At 70.5% G+C, this 16,406-nt stretch carries 15 protein-coding genes; 8 read left to right on the top strand and 7 right to left on the bottom strand.

Features of this window, described 5'->3' with window-relative positions; all coding sequences use genetic code 11:
- The first annotated feature begins 4 nt into the window (after positions 1 to 4).
- From mobA to ASC59_RS05380, 3 genes are read left to right on the top strand one after another with little or no spacing between them, the layout of a single operon-like run.
- Complete coding sequence (gene mobA / locus ASC59_RS05390; RefSeq protein ID WP_162243174.1) at positions 5 to 637, top strand: molybdenum cofactor guanylyltransferase; 633 nt, start codon at positions 5 to 7, stop codon at positions 635 to 637.
- The gene (locus ASC59_RS17455) at positions 634 to 906 is read left to right on the top strand and encodes a DUF6457 domain-containing protein (RefSeq protein ID WP_055819231.1); all 273 of its coding nucleotides are present in this window, start codon (positions 634 to 636) and stop codon (positions 904 to 906) included. The genes mobA and ASC59_RS17455 overlap by 4 nt, the downstream gene beginning before the upstream one ends.
- Complete coding sequence (locus ASC59_RS05380; protein ID WP_055819228.1) at positions 903 to 2,123, top strand: molybdopterin molybdotransferase MoeA; 1,221 nt, start codon at positions 903 to 905, stop codon at positions 2,121 to 2,123. The genes ASC59_RS17455 and ASC59_RS05380 overlap by 4 nt, the downstream gene beginning before the upstream one ends.
- A gap of 41 nt (positions 2,124 to 2,164) precedes the next feature.
- Here the strand turns inward: ASC59_RS05380 and ASC59_RS05375 are convergent, their stop codons facing one another.
- The 6 genes from ASC59_RS05375 to nirB all read right to left on the bottom strand — a co-directional run bounded on the left by ASC59_RS05375 (position 2,165) and on the right by nirB (position 12,035).
- Positions 2,165 to 3,781: an NAD(P)/FAD-dependent oxidoreductase gene (locus ASC59_RS05375; RefSeq protein ID WP_055819225.1), complete on the bottom strand. Its 1,617-nt coding sequence runs from the start codon at positions 3,779 to 3,781 to the stop codon at positions 2,165 to 2,167.
- A complete protein-coding gene (locus ASC59_RS05370; protein WP_055819223.1) occupies positions 3,778 to 5,904 on the bottom strand; it encodes a molybdopterin oxidoreductase family protein in 2,127 nt (708 codons plus the stop codon). The genes ASC59_RS05375 and ASC59_RS05370 overlap by 4 nt, the downstream gene beginning before the upstream one ends.
- 13 nt (positions 5,905 to 5,917) lie before the next feature.
- Entirely contained in the window at positions 5,918 to 7,333 is a 1,416-nt protein-coding gene (locus ASC59_RS05365; RefSeq protein WP_055819220.1) for an MFS transporter, read from the bottom strand.
- Positions 7,334 to 7,526: 193 nt separating this feature from the next.
- Entirely contained in the window at positions 7,527 to 8,657 is a 1,131-nt protein-coding gene (locus tag ASC59_RS05360; protein ID WP_055819217.1) for a uroporphyrinogen-III synthase, read from the bottom strand.
- Complete coding sequence (gene cobA, locus ASC59_RS05355) at positions 8,657 to 9,448, bottom strand: uroporphyrinogen-III C-methyltransferase (protein WP_082513411.1); 792 nt, start codon at positions 9,446 to 9,448, stop codon at positions 8,657 to 8,659. The genes ASC59_RS05360 and cobA overlap by 1 nt, the downstream gene beginning before the upstream one ends.
- Position 9,449: 1 nt before the next feature.
- A complete protein-coding gene (gene nirB, locus ASC59_RS05350) occupies positions 9,450 to 12,035 on the bottom strand; it encodes a nitrite reductase large subunit NirB (RefSeq protein WP_055819214.1) in 2,586 nt (861 codons plus the stop codon).
- Between the two features lie 221 nt (positions 12,036 to 12,256).
- Between nirB and nirD the strand changes: the two genes are divergently transcribed.
- The 4 genes from nirD to ASC59_RS05330 all read left to right on the top strand — a co-directional run bounded on the left by nirD (position 12,257) and on the right by ASC59_RS05330 (position 15,020).
- Entirely contained in the window at positions 12,257 to 12,646 is a 390-nt protein-coding gene (nirD, locus tag ASC59_RS05345) for a nitrite reductase small subunit NirD (RefSeq protein WP_082513600.1), read from the top strand.
- The gene (locus ASC59_RS05340; protein WP_055819211.1) at positions 12,643 to 13,377 is read left to right on the top strand and encodes a sirohydrochlorin chelatase; all 735 of its coding nucleotides are present in this window, start codon (positions 12,643 to 12,645) and stop codon (positions 13,375 to 13,377) included. Before nirD ends, ASC59_RS05340 begins: the two co-directional genes overlap by 4 nt.
- 31 nt (positions 13,378 to 13,408) lie before the next feature.
- Positions 13,409 to 14,104 carry a tRNA (guanosine(37)-N1)-methyltransferase TrmD gene (gene trmD / locus ASC59_RS05335; protein WP_055819208.1) on the top strand — a complete coding sequence of 232 codons (696 nt, stop codon included), beginning with the start codon at positions 13,409 to 13,411 and terminating at the stop codon, positions 14,102 to 14,104.
- A 160-nt stretch (positions 14,105 to 14,264) separates the two neighbouring features.
- Positions 14,265 to 15,020 carry a sirohydrochlorin chelatase gene (locus ASC59_RS05330; RefSeq protein WP_235492579.1) on the top strand — a complete coding sequence of 252 codons (756 nt, stop codon included), beginning with the start codon at positions 14,265 to 14,267 and terminating at the stop codon, positions 15,018 to 15,020.
- Positions 15,021 to 15,030: 10 nt separating this feature from the next.
- On the opposite strand, the gene map is transcribed toward ASC59_RS05330, so the two are convergent.
- Positions 15,031 to 15,798: a type I methionyl aminopeptidase gene (gene map / locus ASC59_RS05325; protein WP_055819205.1), complete on the bottom strand. Its 768-nt coding sequence runs from the start codon at positions 15,796 to 15,798 to the stop codon at positions 15,031 to 15,033.
- A gap of 77 nt (positions 15,799 to 15,875) precedes the next feature.
- Here map and ASC59_RS05320 point away from each other — a divergent pair, with 77 nt between their 5' ends.
- Complete coding sequence (locus ASC59_RS05320; protein ID WP_055819202.1) at positions 15,876 to 16,397, top strand: hypothetical protein; 522 nt, start codon at positions 15,876 to 15,878, stop codon at positions 16,395 to 16,397.
- Positions 16,398 to 16,406 lie beyond the last annotated feature (9 nt).

The following is a 16,406-nucleotide window of genomic DNA, read 5'->3' as shown; positions in this document are numbered from 1 at the left end:
CCGCGTGAATCGCGTTCCCGCGATCATCCCGGCGTTCGACGCCGTGATCGTCGCGGGAGGGCGGGCGCACCGCCTCGGGGGCGTGTCCAAGCCCGCTCTGGTGTGGAACGGGCGCACCCTCCGCGATCGCAGCCTCGACGCCGTCGGCTCGGCCCGCGCCATCGTATGGGTGGGCGAGGCCGATCCGCGCCCGGATTCCCGGGTGATCGTGGCGCGCGAGCATCCTCTGTTCGGCGGACCGGCAGCCGCCCTCGGGGCCGGGCTCGCCGCGTTGCCGCATCCGCTCGCCCCGATCGTCGTGGTGATCGCCGTCGACCTGCCCCGCATCGAGGACGCCGTCCCGGTGCTGCTCGATGCCGTCGCGACAGCTGACACCGGCGGCGACGGCGTGATCGGAGTCGATGCCGCCGGCTTCCGTCAGCCGCTGCTGGCGGCGTACGACTCCGAGCGTCTGGAAGCCGTCGTGCGGACCAACGCCGACTCCCTCGACGGATCTTCGCTGCGCCGGCTCATTCGCGACCTGAGCCTGCGCGAGATCGCGCTTCCCGCCGGCATGACGGCCGACATCGATACCCCCGACGATGCCGCGTACCATGGCATCGCCCTGCCACCGGCGACCGAGGAGCACACACCATGACGAACACCCCCGACGGCCTCGACGAATGGGTGCGTCGCGTCTCCGACAGTCTCAATGCCGACGGGTCGTCGCTGGGCGGTCTCGACGTGCAGATTCCGGTGCTGCTCGACCTGGCCCGGGATGCCGCCCATGGCGTTGCTCGGCCGGCGGCCCCGGTGACGACGTTCCTGCTCGGCTACGCGGCCGGACGATCGGGTGCCGACGCCGCCGAGGTCCGCCGACTGGCGACGCTGTTGGCCGAGCTCGCCGGTCCGGGCGTTGACGAGTGACGTCGCCGTCGCCGAGCTGGGACACCGCCCGCGATCTCGCCGTCTCGCTGGGGGCCGAACGGATGCTGCCCCCCCGATCGGTCGCGATCAGCGCCGCCGCCGGACTCACGTCGGCGACTGACGCCCACGCCGTCGTCTCGCTTCCGGTCGCCGATGTCAGCGCCATGGACGGCTGGGCCATCTCCGGGGACGGGCCATGGCGGGTCGGCGACCCCGTGCCGATGGGTGCGAGCGTGCCCGGAGATCGGATCCGTCCGGGCGTCGCCAGGCCCGTGACGACGGGTGCCGTGGTGCCGCCAGGCGCGCGAGCCGTACTGCGGAGCGAGCACGGTGCGACGGTGCGCGATGCCACAGGCGCCGGGCGGCTGTCGCTGAACCCCGCAGGTCGAGCTGCCGGCGCGCCTGCGGCCGGCAGCCACATCCGGAGAGCCGGCGAGGAGATCACGGCGGGCGAGTTGCTGTGGACCGCGGGGACGGTTCTCACTCCGGCTCACCTCGCCTTCGCGGCCGTCGCGGGGCTCGATTCCCTCGACGTGCATCCGCTCGCCCGCGTCAGACTCGTGGTGACGGGCGACGAGGTGATCGCAGCAGGCCCTCCGCGAGGCGGCGAGGTACGCGATGCCTACACCCCGGTCTTCTCCAGCCTGCTGCCCGCGCTCGGCTACGCGCTGGACTCCGGTCACCACGCGATCGACTCCCGATCCGCTGTCACCGACGCCCTGCAGCGGGCCGACGAGGCTGATCTCGTCATCACGACGGGCGGAACGTCTCGCGGCTCGGGCGACTGGGTGCGTCACGCCGTCGAGGACGCCGGGGGAGTGATCGTCGTCGACGGGGTGCGGATGCGTCCCGGCCACCCGGTGCTGCTGGCCCGGCTGGCCGATGGCCGCCCCCTGCTCGCGTTGCCCGGGAACCCGCTCGCCGCGCTGGTGTGCCTGCTGAGCTTCGCGCCGGCGATCGCCGCGGGGATGACCGGGGGCACCCTCGTGGGGCTGGGGCCGCTGCCCGGACTCGAGGTGGAGCCCATCGAGCACGACACCCGCATCATCCCGTTCCGCCGCGACGACGACGGCCGGGCCGTGGCCACGTCCTGGCGCGGCTCCGCGATGCTGCGCGGACTCGCCGACGCCGAGGGACTCGCCGTCGTCGCGCCGCAGGACTCACCGGCGCCGACACGGATGCTGCCGCTGCCGTGGCCGTCGGCCGCACGTCGCTGACGCCTCCATGCCGAGGCTGTCGGCGCCAGCAGCCGGAGACCTCAGACTGCGGCTGCCGCCGCGCCGCCCGTCGACTCGAGGTGGCGCAGCAGCTCGGCTATCCGGCCCGTGCAGCCCCCGCATCCGGTGCCGGCACGAGTGTCCTTGCTGATGCACGTGACGGTGGTGTTGCCGCAGGCGGCAGAGTCGGCGATGTGGGCCACGGTGACGCCGTTGCACCAGCACACTGTCGCGCCCGGCGCGAAGACGTCACTGTCGCTCGCCGGCGTGAAGTCGGGGCCGTCGAAACGCAGGAGCACGGAACGATCGGCCGGAAGCTCCGATCCGCGTTCGTAGAGCAGCGTGAGCTCGGCCGCCGTGCGCGGCATGCCGACGCAGACGAAGGCCGTGAGCACCCCACCGCGGGTGACCAGCTTGACGTAGCTGCCGTTCTCGGGGTCGGCCCATTGGGCGACGCGCTGCGGGCCCCGAGGGTCGAGCACGTCATCGGCGTACTGCGGATCCCAGGGGTCAGCAGACACGTCACCGATGGCGACGACATCGATGCCCTCCGCCTTCAGCATGACGAGGGCGTCGCGCTCGGCTGGGGCTGCGATGGTCAGGGGGGAACCGGACGCCTCCGCCCGGAGCTGCGCGGCCAGCCAGTCCGCCTGACGCCAGCCCGGACCGATCAGTCCGGTCGGAGCACCGGGAAGCACCGAGACCTCCGCCGTTGCAGCGTTGCGCGGCACGACGTGGGCGCAGTCCCCGATCGCGGTGATCGCCGGGTCGCTCCAGCTGCGCAGGTCGGTGTCGACGACGATGCCGGCCGCCGTACGGAGCCCGGCGAGAGTGGCGAGTTCCGTGCGTGCTCCCACGCCGCAGGAGAGCACGAGCAGCTCGCCGCGGATCTGCTTGCCGTCGGCGGTGATGAGGCCATCGAAGCTGCGGTCGCCGTTCTCGTGTTCGGAGAAGCTCACGGCCTCCGCCCTGCTGTGTTCGACGACGCTCACACCGGCGCGACGCAGGGCCGCCTGCAGCACCCGGCCGCCGCCCTTGTCGAGGTTGCGTGGCATCGGGATGTCGCCGTGGTGCACGACGCAGGCCTCCGCGCCGGCCTGCGACGCCGCGAGCGCCAGTTCGAGCCCGAGCACCCCGGCGCCCAGCACCACGATGCGGCCTCCGGCACGCACGGTTCGCGAGATGCGCTCGGCGTCGGCGACATCGCGCAGCACGGTGATGCCCAGCGGCAGCTCGTCATCGCGGCCGACGAGCGCGGGACCGTATTTCTCCAGATGCGCCAGATCGCGGCGCCCTCTGGCGACGCCGTCGAGGGTCGGGATGTTGGCGCGGGCGCCGGTTGCCAGCACGAGCCTGTCGTAGCCGACGCGTTCTCCGGAATCGAGGATCACCTCGGTGGCCGCCCGGTCGATGGCCGATGCGATCGTTCCCGTGATGATCCGCACGCCGGCTGCCTCAGCCGCGGCCCGATCTGCGACGATGATGCTCTCCTGATCGGTGCGCCCCACGGCGAGCTCGGCCACGAGAACGCGATTGTAGGCATCCGTTTCCTCGGCACCGACGACGGTCAGAGCCACCGACCCGTCGCGCACCGCCGGAAGCATCTCGTCGACGAAGCGCGAGCCGACGGGTCCGTAGCCGACCAGGACGACTCTCATACGACCACCTCGATGGCGGCGGGACCCATGATGGCGTCCGTGACAGGCCGCACGTGCACGGCGCTCTTCTTGAACTCGGGCATGCCCGAGATCGGGTCGACGGCATCGAGCGTGAGGAGGTTCGCCGACTCGTCCGCCGGGAAGTGGAAGGGCAGGAAGATCGTGTCCTGACGGATGTCGACGCTGAGCCTCGCCCGACAGCGCACGGCACCGCGCGCGTTGACGATGTCGACCACGGAGTCGTCGATGATGCCCAGGGCCGCGGCGGTCGCCGGATGCAACTGCGCCCTGGCGTGCGGCTGGGCCGAGGCGAGTTCCGGAATCCTGCGAGTCTGCGCACCGGACTGGTAGTGCTCGAGCAGTCGTCCCGTGATGAGCGTCAAGGCTCCGTCGGCGTTCAGTGCCTCTGCCGGAGGAGCAGGAGACACGGCGACGATGCGCGCCAGGCCGTCGGCGTGGCCGAAACTGTCGGCGAAGAGGCGGGGCGTGCCGTCGGATCCGCGCGGATACGGCCAGTAGGCGGCCGCTCCGGTGTCGAGAAGCGCATAGTCGATGCCCGAGTAGTCGGCCGCACCGCCCTCGGAGGCGAGCCGCAGTTCCTCGAACACGGCCTCCGGGTCGACGTCGAACCTCGAGGGAGCATCCAGGCGCCGGGCCAGCTCATGCAACACCCACAACTCGTCGCGCACGCCGGGCGGTGGAGCGACGGCCCGGCGACGGCGGAGCACCCGGCCCTCGAGGGAGGTGACGGTGCCCTCCTCCTCCGCCCACTGGGTCACCGGCAGCACGACATCGGCGAGGGCAGCGGTCTCGGAGAGGAAGAAGTCGCACACCACGAGGAAGTCGAGTGCGGCGAGGCCGGCTGTCACCTGCGCGGCGTTCGGCGCGGACACGACGACGTTCGAGCCGTGCACGAGGAACGCGCGGATGCCGCCCGGGCGTCCGAGCGATTGCAGCAGCTGCACGGCCGGCAGTCCCGGACCGGGGATGGTCGTCGGATCCACCCCCCAGACGGCGGCGACATGGCGCCGGGCCGCCGGATCCGCGATCTTGCGGTACCCGGGCAGCTGGTCGGCCTTCTGACCATGCTCGCGGCCGCCCTGGCCGTTGCCCTGCCCGGTGAGGGTGCCGTATCCGGAGTGCGTCGAACCCGGCAGCCCCAGCAGGAGGCTGAGGTTGATGGCCGCCGTCGCGGTGTCCGTGCCGTCGACGTGCTGCTCGACTCCTCGGCCCGTGAGGATGTAGGTGCCCCGGCCTGAGGCGAGGCGACGGGCGATCTCCCGCAGCTGGGGCGCTGGGACCCCGGTCTCCGAGGCCACGCGCTCCGGCCACCACACGCTCACCGATCTGCGCAGCTCGCCGAAGCCCGTGGTGCGCTCGGCGACGTAGGACTCGTCCCAGAGTCTCTCCGCGATCACGATGTGGATCAGGCCGAGCAGGAGCACGAGGTCGGAGCCCGGAGTCGGCTGCACGTGCATGCCCTGGCCGTCATCGGTGAGGCGCACCGTTGCAGTGCGCCTCGGGTCGACGACGATGAGACCCCCGGCGGCCTGCGCACCCGTGAGGTGGCCGATGAACGGCGGCATGGTCTCGGCCACGTTCGAGCCGAGCAGCAGGATGGTCTCCGCGGCATCCAGGTGCTCGACGGGGAACGGCAGTCCCCGATCGATGCCGAAGGCGCGGATGCCGGCGGCGGCAGCTGATGACATGCAGAACCGGCCGTTGTAGTCGATGCGGCTGGTGCCGAGCGCCAGTCGGGCGAACTTGCCCAGCATGTACGCCTTCTCGTTCGTCAGGCCGCCGCCACCGAAGACCCCGACGGCGTCGGCCCCGTGCTCGAGCCGCGTCTCGCGCAGCCTGTCGGCCACCAGGTCGAGCGCTTCGTCCCACCCGGCCGCCCTGAACCCTCCGTCGGAGTTCCGGATCAGCGGTCCCGTGATGCGGTCGGGCGAGCCGAGGAGGGTCGGCGACGTCCAGCCCTTCCTGCAGAGGCCGCCGCGGTTGGTCGGGAAGGCGCGGCCCTCGACGTCGGGAACGGCATCCGCGACCGGCGTCAGTGTCATGGCGCACTGCAGCGCGCAGTACGGGCAGTGCGTCGGGGTGGCGGCTGTCGGTGCAGTCATGGCGTCTCGGGCGTCAGATACGGTGGGCGGCGAGTGCTGAGCCGCGGCGCACGTACACGGTGTAAGTGAGGGCGAGCAGCACGATGTAGGCGGCGACGAACCCGAAGAAGGCGTTGGCGTAGCCGCCCGATGTCGCCTGCGAGAGATTGAGGATCTGGGGCACGAGGAAGCCGCCGTAGGCGCCGATCGCCGAGATGAGGCCGAGGGCCGCGGCGGCCTTGCGTTGCGTCGTGATGCTCGGGCCGCCGTGGGCGGCGCCCGCCCGGGCCGCGAACACCGTCGGGATCATCCGGTAGGTGGCCCCGTTCCCGACTCCCGTGGCGACGAACAGGAGGAGGAAGCAGCCGAGGAAGATCCAGAAGTTCCCGAGGGGGAGAGTCCAGACGACGAGCATCGCGCCGGCGGCCATCACGGCGAATGCCGTCATGGTGATGCGGGCCCCGCCGAACCTGTCGGCCAGGCGGCCGCCGTACGGTCGGGCGAGCGAGCCGACGAGCGCACCCAGGAAGGCCAGCGAGATCGCAGCACCACCGACGGCGAATGTCGAGAACTCCGGGAACTGGTCGGCGATGAGTTTGGGGAACACGCTGGCGAAGCCGATGAACGACCCGAAGGTGCCGATGTAGAGCAGCGCGAGCAACCACAGGTGCGGTTCGCGGAGCGCTGCAGCCGAACCCGCGAAGTCGGCCTTGGCCGACGAGAGGTTGTCCATGTAGCGGTACGCGCCGAACATCGCCAGCAGGATGAGCGGAACCCACACCCAGCCGGCGAGAGGCAGGTTGAGGGCGGCGCCGGCGCCGATCGTGATGACGATGGGAACGACGAACTGGGCGACGGATGCTCCGAGGTTGCCCCCTGCCGCGTTCAGCCCGAGCGCCCAGCCCTTCTCGCGCTGCGGGTAGAAGTAGGTGATGTTCGACATGGAGCTGGCAAAGTTGCCACCGCCGAAGCCGGCCAGGGCCGCGACGGCAAGGAGGACTCCGAACGGGGTGTCGGGGTTGCCGACGACGCTCGCCAGGGCGATGGTCGGCAGGAGGAGGAGCCCGGCGGAGATGATGGTCCAGGTGCGTCCGCCCACCTTCGCGACGACGAAGGAGTATGGGAAACGGAGGGTGGCGCCGACGAGGCTGGGAATCGAGATGAGCCAGAAGATCTCGCCTGTGCTCAGCGTGAATCCGGCCGCGGGAAGCGCAACGACGACGATGCTCCAGAGCTGCCAGACGACGAAGCCCAGGAACTCGGCGAAGATCGACCACTGCAGGTTGCGCCGTGCGATCGGCCGCCCCGGCCCCTCCCATTGCGCGTCGTGCTCGGGATTCCAGTTGTCGATCCACCGTCCGGGGCGATGGACGAGCTCGGCCGATGGGGTGCCGGTCTCCACGGCGATGGAGCCATCGGCGGTGGCGGTGCCTGTCACTGTGCTCGTCATGGTGATCTCCAGAAGTCTCGAGGCGACGAGGCTCCCCGGCCTCGTGACTCGACGCTAACGAGCGCGTGTTTCCGCAGTCCGTGCCGGGTGTAAACCCTGCGATACCGGCTTCTCACCGCATCCGGATGCCGTTGTGAGAAAACCGGGTCCCGGCCGCGCCGAGCGTCAGACGTCGAGCGTGAGATGCCGAGCGTCAGACGTCGAGCCTGTAGCCCCGCTTGACGACTGTCGCAATGAGACCCGGCGTCTTCAGCAGTTGGCGCAGCCTGCTCATCGACACTTCGACGGCATGCTCGTCCGGAGTGCCGGGCAGCAGGCCGGCGAGGTACTCGCGCGAGACGACGGATCCGTTCGCTGCGACCAGGGCGCGCAGGAGGACGAGCGCCGTCGGTGCGAGCGGGATGCGACCGGCTGGCAGGTCGACCACCGTGCCCCGGAGCTCGAGCAGACCGTGCCGCGTCTCGACGCGCTGGATGCGGTTCTGCTCCAGGTGCTCGCACACGAGCCTGATGAGAGCGCCCATCCTGAACCGGTCGGGCTGGATCGGATCGATGCTGGCGGCGATGAGGGGGGCCGCGGTCACCGGGCCGACGGCCGCGGCGACGACGGGGCCGCGGAGCGCCTCGACGAGTTGGTCGAGCACTCCCATCTCCTCGGCGGCGTGGAACAGGGCGTTCACGGCCGGGGCGCTGGTGAAGGTGACGCAGTCGAGCTGGGCGGCGCAGACGGCCTCGATGAGTCGGCGCACCCGATCGTCGTTCTGTTCCGGCGGGGTCCACCGGTACGGCGCGACGGTGAGCACGCTGGAGTGAACGTCGCGCAGGCGGTCGAGCTGGGCAGCATCGAGGAAGCCGTGCATCTGGACCGCGATGGTGAGCCCGGTCGGATACTCGTCGAGCACCATGCCGACGAGCGACTCCGTCGTCTCCTGCGGACTCATTCCGGAGTCGTTCAGTCCGGCGGCGCGGATGCCGCCCCGCGCCTTCGGGCCGCGGACCAGGATGGCCGTCGACTCGAGAGCCTCGGTGAGGTCGTGTCCGAGGCCGGCCGTGTCGGCGACCTCGAACCAGCGGCGGATGCCGTACGCCGTCGTCGCGAGCAGCACATCGGGCTGCGCGGCGATGATGGCGCGGGTGTCGGCGATCACGGGGTCGTCGAGATGCGCGTTGGTGATCTTGAGCGTCGGCGCATGGGTGACGACGGCTCCACGCCGCTCGAGGGCCTCGATGAGGTCGGCCGATCGGCGGTCGCTGGTGACGCCGATGCGGAACCCCGTCAGCTGGTCCGGGCGGAACCCGGGAACGGCATCCGGGGCATCGGGCATCAGCCGAGCACCGCGAGACGGCCGGCGCGATCCATCATCTCCGCGGCTGTCAGGTCGCCGGCGTGGGCGAGTCGTACGACCTCGCCGACCACGAGGACCGCGGGGGAGGAGACGTCGGATCGGATGGCCACGCTGACGATGCTACCGAGGTCGGCGATGGTGGTGCGCTGGTCGGGGCTGAAGCCGCGTTCGATGATGGCCACGGGCATCCCGGCGCTCATTCCCTGCCGGAGGAGGCCGGCACTGAGATGCGGGAGGGTGTTCACACCCATGAGCACCACGATGGTGCTGCCGAGCCCGGCGAGGTGCAGCAGCTCATCCTCCGAGAGCGGTGCATGGCCCGAGATGACGGTGAACATGCGGCTGACGCCGCGGTGCGTGAGCGGGATGCCGGCCGCGGCGGGCACGGCGACGGCGCTCGTGACTCCCGAGACGACCGTCACCGGGATTCCGGCGCGATGACACGCCAGCACCTCTTCGCTTCCGCGGCCGAACACGTACACGTCGCCGCCCTTCAGACGCACGACGTGCGCGCCGGCGAGGGCGTGCTCGACGATGAGCTCCTCGATGCCCGTCTGGGAGACCGGGTGATGGCCGGGCGTCTTGCCGACATCGATGAGGACGGCATCGGGCGCCAGCGCGCTCAGGCGGCTGTGCGGTGCGAGCCTGTCGTAGAGCACGACGTCCGCGGAGCGGAGGGCCTCCACCGCCCCGACGGTGAGCAGGTCCTCGCTGCCGGGTCCGCCGCCGACGAGGGTGACGCGGCCGGAAACGCCTACGGCATCCGCCATGTCACTCTCCTCGGATCGGGATGCGGGGGCCGCTGAGCACGACCCGCTCCGAGGCTACTTCGTCTGCGCGTGCCGGGCGCGCTTGACCACGTTCCATGACGCGGGAGACGCTCGGGTCCGGGGTGTTCGGCGCATTCACGAAGCTGCGGAACCGTCGCAGCCTCTCGGGATCGGCGAGGGTGGCGGCCCATTCGTCCTCGTAGCCGTCGATGTGCCTGGCCATGGCCGCCTCGAGTTCAGCGGCCAACCCGAGGGAGTCGTTCACGACGACGTCGTAGACGTGCTCGAGCCCGCCCTCGATCTCCTCCATCCAGCGTGCTGTGCGCTGCAGGCGATCGGCCGTGCGGATGTAGTACATCATGTAGCGGTCGATGTACTTGATGAGGGTCTCGTCGTCGAGGTCGCTCACGAGCAGCTGGGCGTGGGCGGGCTGGAATCCGCCGTTGCCGCCGACGTACATGTTCCATCCCTTCTCCGTCGCGATGATGCCGACATCCTTGCCTCTCGCCTCTGCGCACTCCCTGGCGCAGCCCGACACGCCGAACTTGAACTTGTGCGGCGCGCGCAGGCCCCGATAGCGCAACTCGAGTTCGACGGCCATGCCGACGGCATCCTGCACGCCGTACCGGCACCAGGTCGACCCGACGCAGCTCTTGACGTTGCGGAGCGCTTTGCCGTAGGCCTGTCCGGATTCGAACCCGGCGTCGACGAGCTTGCGCCAGATCTCGGGCAGCTGGTCGAGTCGGGCGCCGAACATGTCGATGCGCTGTCCGCCGGTGATCTTCGTGTACAGGCCGTACTCGGTGGCCACTGCCGCGATCACGCCGAGCTTCTCCGGCGTGATCTCGCCGCCCGGGATGCGGGGGACGACGGAGTACGTGCCGTCCTTCTGCATGTTGGCCATCGCGCGGTCGTTCGTGTCCTGCAGGGTTCCCCGACCCTCGTCGAGGATGTAACCGTCGTTCTGGCTGGCGAGGATCGATCCGACGACGGGCTTGCAGATGTCGCATCCGCGGCCAGTGCCGAAGCGACCGATGATCTCGTCGAACGACGTGAGAGCGGAGACGCGCACCGACTCGAACAGCTCCTGGCGGGACAGTGCGAAGTGCTCGCAGAGCGCTCGCGAGACGGCGATGCCGGACTTCGACAGCTCGCTCTCCAGGATCTTCTTGACCAGCGGCACGCAGGAGCCGCACTGGGTCCCGGCCCGCGAGCACGCCTTCAGCTCGCCGAGGTCGGTACACGCGTCGCCGTGCACGCCGTTGACCCAGTCGCGCACGGTCCCGGCCGCCACGTTGTTGCAGGCGCAGACGAGGGCCTCGGCCGGCAGGTCGTCGCCGGCCGGTGGCTCCATGCCCGCTGCCGAGAGGTAGGCGGCGGGTTCGTTCGTCAGCTCGCTGCCCAGCAGGGGACGCAGCGACGCGTACGGCGATGCGTCTCCGACGAAGATGCCGCCGAGGAGGGTCTTGGCGTCATCCGTCATCACGAGCTTCTGGTAGAGGCCCCTGGCCGGGTCCGCGTAGACGATCTCGAGCGCGTGTTCGGTTCGGGCGAGGGCATCGCCGAAGCTCGCGACATCGACGCCGGAGAGCTTCAGCTTGGTGGCGTCGTCGACCGTCGTGAACTCAGCGGCTCCGCCGAGCAGACGGTCGGCGACGACCTCGGCCATGGCGTTGGCCGGGGCGACGAGCCCGGTGCAGCGGCCGTCGAACGAGGCCACCTCGCCGATGGCCCAGACTCGCGGATGCGAGGAGCGGCAGTCGGTCCCGATGGCGACGCCTCCGCGGGGGCCGAGTTCCAGGCCCGCCGCAGCGGCGAGCTCATCACGGGGGCTGATGCCGATGGCGAAGATCATGATGTCGACCTCGGCCGACTGCCCGCTGGAGAACACGACCCGGGAGACCGCGCCCGTGGCGTCCGTCTCGATGGCGCGGGGACGGGTGCCCAGGTGCAGGGCGATGCCCTGGCTGGAGATGATGCGGCCGAGGGCGCGACCGGCGCCCTCGTCGAGCTGCGCCGACATGAGCCAGGAGCCGGAGTGCACGACGGCGGCATCCGCGCCCCGGCGGGCCAGTCCTCCGGCAGCCTCGAGCCCGAGAAGGCCGCCGCCGGCCACGAGCACCCGCGCAGGCCGGCCGAGCTCCAGCGCGAGCCTGTCGACCTCGGCGACGAGCCAGTCGACGTCGTCGATCGTGCGGTAGACCTTCGCCAGCTCGGAGCCCGGGATCTCGGGGACCGGTGCGCTCGACCCCGTCGCGAAGACCAGCTCGTCCCAGGCGATGGCGCGGCCGGATGCCGTCGTCACAGTGCCGGCGTCGAGGTCGATGCTCTCGGCGCGGTCGCCGAGCAGCAGTGACACGTGGTCGTCGTCCCACAGGCTCGTGGGCGTCAGGGTGAGGTCGGTCGTCCCGTCGAGTCGCCTGCTCAGCGCCACCCGGTCGTACGGGAGGTGCGGTTCCTCCGCCACGACGGTGACGTGCACGGTGCGCTCATCATCACGCGAGTGCAGGGCATCGGCCAGACGGTGGGCTGCCGGCCCACCTCCGACGATGACGACTTCCCGTGGCACGTGTTCGTTCTCTGACATGCTGACCTCCCCAGCCTCTGCCGAGAGCCTAGGAAGGCGCCGTTTCCCCGGTACGACCGCGATGTAACCGCGAGCGAACGTTTCCCGCACCATGGAAGGATCGCGGTGTGAGGTCTCTTTCACACAGGGGTAACACCGCAGGGAGACTGGGGAAACACGGGATGCCTAGCGTGGGAGGCACCAACTTGTCGACGGCGGTGACGCCGGTGGGGATGCGAACCATGAATGCACCGACGGCTCTGGCCGAGCACGAGACGATCGGCGCGGAGACCGCCACCCCGGCGAGTGTCTGGGAGACGGCGTGCGCCGTCGATGACCTGGAGCCGTCGTGGGGAGAGGCCGCGCTGCTGCGCGCCCGTCAGATCGCACTCTTCCTGGTCTCCGGGGAGGAGATCTACGCCGTCGCCCATCGTGATCCGCACACCGACGCGCCCGTCATGGCGCGCGGGATCGTCGGCTCTCGGGGCGAGCGTCCCACGGTCGCGTCGCCCCTGCACAAGGAGGTCTACGACCTCGCCACTGGCGAGTGCTTCACGAACCCGGAGCTCGTGCTCCAGACGTTCCGCACGCGGGTGGTCCGCGGCATGATCGAGGTGGAGCTGCCCCTATGAGCACGCCGGCCCTGCTCGCCGTGTCGCACGGCACCTCCTCTCCCGACGGTCAGGACGCCGTGGCGCGTCTGGTCGCCGGGGTCGCCGAATCGCTGGCAGGCACCGCGGTGTCCGGCGGCTTCGTCGACGTGCAGCAGCCCGATGTCCCGGTATCGCTGTCGTCCCTCGCCGACGGCGTTCCGGCGGTCGTCGTGCCCCTGCTCCTCTCAGCGGGCTACCACGTGCACGTCGATCTGAGGCGGGAGATCGCCTCGGACCAGTCGCGCGACACGGCGCTCGCTGCGGCTCTCGGGCCCGACGACAGGCTCGTCGCCGTGCTCGCCCAGCGGCTGCACGAGGCCGGGCTCCGGCCCAACGACCGCGTCGTCCTCGCCGCGGCCGGGTCGAGCGACGCCCGTGCCGTGGCCGACTGCCGCGAGATGGGGCGACGCCTGGCCACGGCCCTCGGCAGGCCGGTCAACGTCGGGTTCCTCTCGGCGGCGACTCCACGGCTCCCCGACGCTGTGGCGATGGTGCGCGCGGTGCATCCGTTGTCCCGTGTCGTCGTGAGCACCTATCTGCTCGCGCCGGGCTACTTCGCCGACCTGGTGGGCGAGGCCGGAGCGGATGTCGTGACGGCGCCGCTGCTCATCGCCGGCGATGCGCCGCCGACTGAGCTCGTCGACATCGTGGTCGACCGCTACGACGTCGCCACCCGTGCGTCGCGCGTGCGAGAGGTGGCCGCGGCCTGAGACTCAGGGGGCGACTCGTAGACTCGTTCCCATGCGCGTCGACATCGTCACGATCTTCCCGGACTTCTTCGGGGTGCTCGACATCTCGCTGCTCGGCAAGGCCAGGGGCACCGGACTACTCGACCTGCGCGTGCACGACCTTCGCGACTTCACCCACGATCGGCACCGCACGGTCGACGACACCCCGTACGGCGGCGGGGCGGGCATGGTGATGAAGCCGGAACCCTGGGGCGAGGCCATCGACTCGATCCTGGAGTCGACGGATGCCGCCGACCCCCTGCTGATCGTGCCGTCGCCGGCCGGGACCCGATTCGTGCAGACCACGGCGCGCGCGATGGCGGACGAGGAGCACATCATCTTCGCGTGCGGCCGCTACGAGGGCATCGACCAGCGCGTCGTGGACCACTACGCGGATCGCATCAGGGTCGAACTCGTCAGCCTCGGCGACTACGTGCTCAACGGCGGCGAAGTGGCGGTCATGGCCATGGTCGAAGCCGTCGGCAGGCTCATCCCGGGGGTCGTCGGCAACCCGGAGAGCCTGGTCGAGGAGTCGCACGAGGGCGCCCTGCTCGAGTACCCGAGCTACACGAAACCGTCGGCCTGGCGCGGGCTCGACGTGCCTCCCATCCTGCTCAGCGGGAACCACGGCGCCATCGAGCGCTGGCGCCACGAGCAGCGGGTCGAGCGCACTCAACGGGTGCGTCCCGACCTGCTCCCGCCGGCCTGAGGCAGCCGAACGCCACGAGCTCGCACGGTCTCGGATTGCGGCATCCGGCATCATTCATCAACGCGAAACACACAGGTGTCGTCCGCGAAACACGCTCTGCCTAGTTTCGAGAACAGGAAGTGCGCGTCTCTCGCGCACACGGCAGTCTCGGGGTGAGTGCGTGGGGGAGTCCGTGGCGCGGGTGGAGGACGACACCGCCGTGCGCACCGCGGAGACGCTGGTGCTGCTCGCGATCACGCATGGCGCTCCCTCGCTGGCCAACCGCGCCGGGATCATGCAGCTCGTCGACGCCGTCGCCGCAGCGCTGCCCGGCCACGATGTCAGCATCGCCTTCCTCGACGTTCAGCACACGGACCTGGCGGAAGCTCTCGCCGGCTTCGTGACCGGCGAGCACGCCGTCATCCTTCCGCTCGTGCTCTCGGCCGGCTTCCACATGCGCACCGGCATAGCAAAGGGACTGGAACGGCTCGAGCGCATCGGAGCGGAGCTGGCCGACGAGCTCGGCCCTGACGATCGGCTGGTGCAGGTGCTCGCCGAGCGCATCGAGGACTCGGGGCTCACAGCGGCGGATTCCGTCGTGCTCGCCGCCGCCGGTTCGAGCGATGCCCGCGCCGTGCGCGAGTGCTTCGAGACGGGACGTCGACTCGCCGTCCGCCTCGGGCGTCCGGTCACCGTCGGCTTCATCGCCGCCGCCATGCCGCGGCTGCACGACGCCATCGACATGGTGCGCGACGTGCATCCGGGATCCCGGGTCGTGGTCGGAACCTACCTGCTGGCCCCTGGCAGCTTCTACGACGCAGCGCTCAACGCCGGTGGAGACGTCGTGGCGGCTCCGCTGCTGCTGCCGGAGCACGGAGCTCCGACCCAGCTCGTCGACCTGGTGCTCGACCGCTACAGAGCCGCGACAGGTCGCTGACGCGGAAGCATCAGCCGCGTGCGGTGAGGACCACCGGGCCGGTCTCCGTGATCGCCACGGTGTGCTCCATGTGCGCGCCGCGCGAGCCGTCGGCGCTGCGCAGGGTCCAGCCGTCGGGGTCGGTGAAGATCTTGTCGGTCGTGTGCAGGAACCACGGCTCGATGGCGATCACCAGGCCGGGCTTCAAGGGCAGTCCGCGTCCCGGTCGCCCGTTGTTGGGGATGTGCGGGTCGCCGTGCATGGTGCGTCCGACGCCGTGACCGCCGAAGTCGGTGTTGATCGAGAGGCCGTCCGCGTGGGCGACGGCCGCGATGGCGGCGGAGATGTCACCGAGACGCCCGCCGGGCTGGGCCGCCGCGATCCCGGCATCCAGCGCACGCGTCGTGGTGTCGATCAGGCGCAGGTCCTCGTCGCGCGGAGTGCCGACGACCACCGAGATGGCCGAGTCCGTGACCCACCCGTCGACGGATGCCGCGAAGTCGAGGCTCAGCAGATCGCCATCGCGCAGCACGTAGTCGCGGGGGAGTCCGTGCAGCACGGCGTCGTTCACCGAGGTGCAGAGCACCTTGCCGAACGGGCTCGCACCGAAGGAGGGGTGGTAGTCGATGTAGCACGAGTCGGCGCCGTCCTTGCGGATCATGTCGTGGGCGAGCTTGTCCAGGGTGAGCAGGTTCACTCCCACCTCGGCTGCGGCAGCCGTCGCCTGCAGCACACTCGCGACGAAGGCGCCCGCCGGGCGCATCTCGTCGATCTCGGTCGGGGTCCTCAGCTCGATCATGGGTCCATTCTTCCCTGTCGGTCAGCCTGAAGCGAACGACCCTCCACTTCCCGGTCGGCGAACCGTAGGCTGATGGCGTGATCCTGCGGCGCGCCTTCTTCTTCGCCCTGTTTCCGGCTGCCTTCGTGCTGCCGGCGTGGATGCTCATCGGCTGGGGCATCTTCGGTCATGGCGGATGGGGCTTCCTGGGTCTGGTGATCGCCTGTCCGATCGTGTTCATCGCCCTGGTCGTCATCGCGGCACTGCTCTCCGCACGACCGGCCGTCCGGCGCGACCGGGCCCTCTCGTGGCGCGACGTCGGCATCCTCACGGTGCTGTGGGCCAGCATCATCGGCTTCGGCTTCTTCGGCGAGACGACGTCGCTGTTCGCGGTCCTCGGCGCCATTGCCGCCATCTGCGCCTTCTGGATAGCGCTGTGGGAGCTGTTCACCGACGGTGCCCGCGTGATGCGGGAGACGATGGAGACCTTCGAGGCGCAGGCGGCCCGGCCGTCTCCCGTCGAGGGCGGCCATTACACCGCCACCAGGTCGGCACCTCTCGGCGGCGACGACGACGTCATCATCATCCACGAGTCACGCGACCCCGAACGCGACCGATAGTCGGCGCCC

The organism is Leifsonia sp. Root1293 (assembly GCF_001425325.1).
Classification (GTDB): Bacteria; Actinomycetota; Actinomycetes; order Actinomycetales; family Microbacteriaceae; genus Orlajensenia.
The sequence above is the reverse complement of the archived record's forward strand: the minus strand, read 5'-3'. Positions and strand labels throughout refer to the sequence as shown.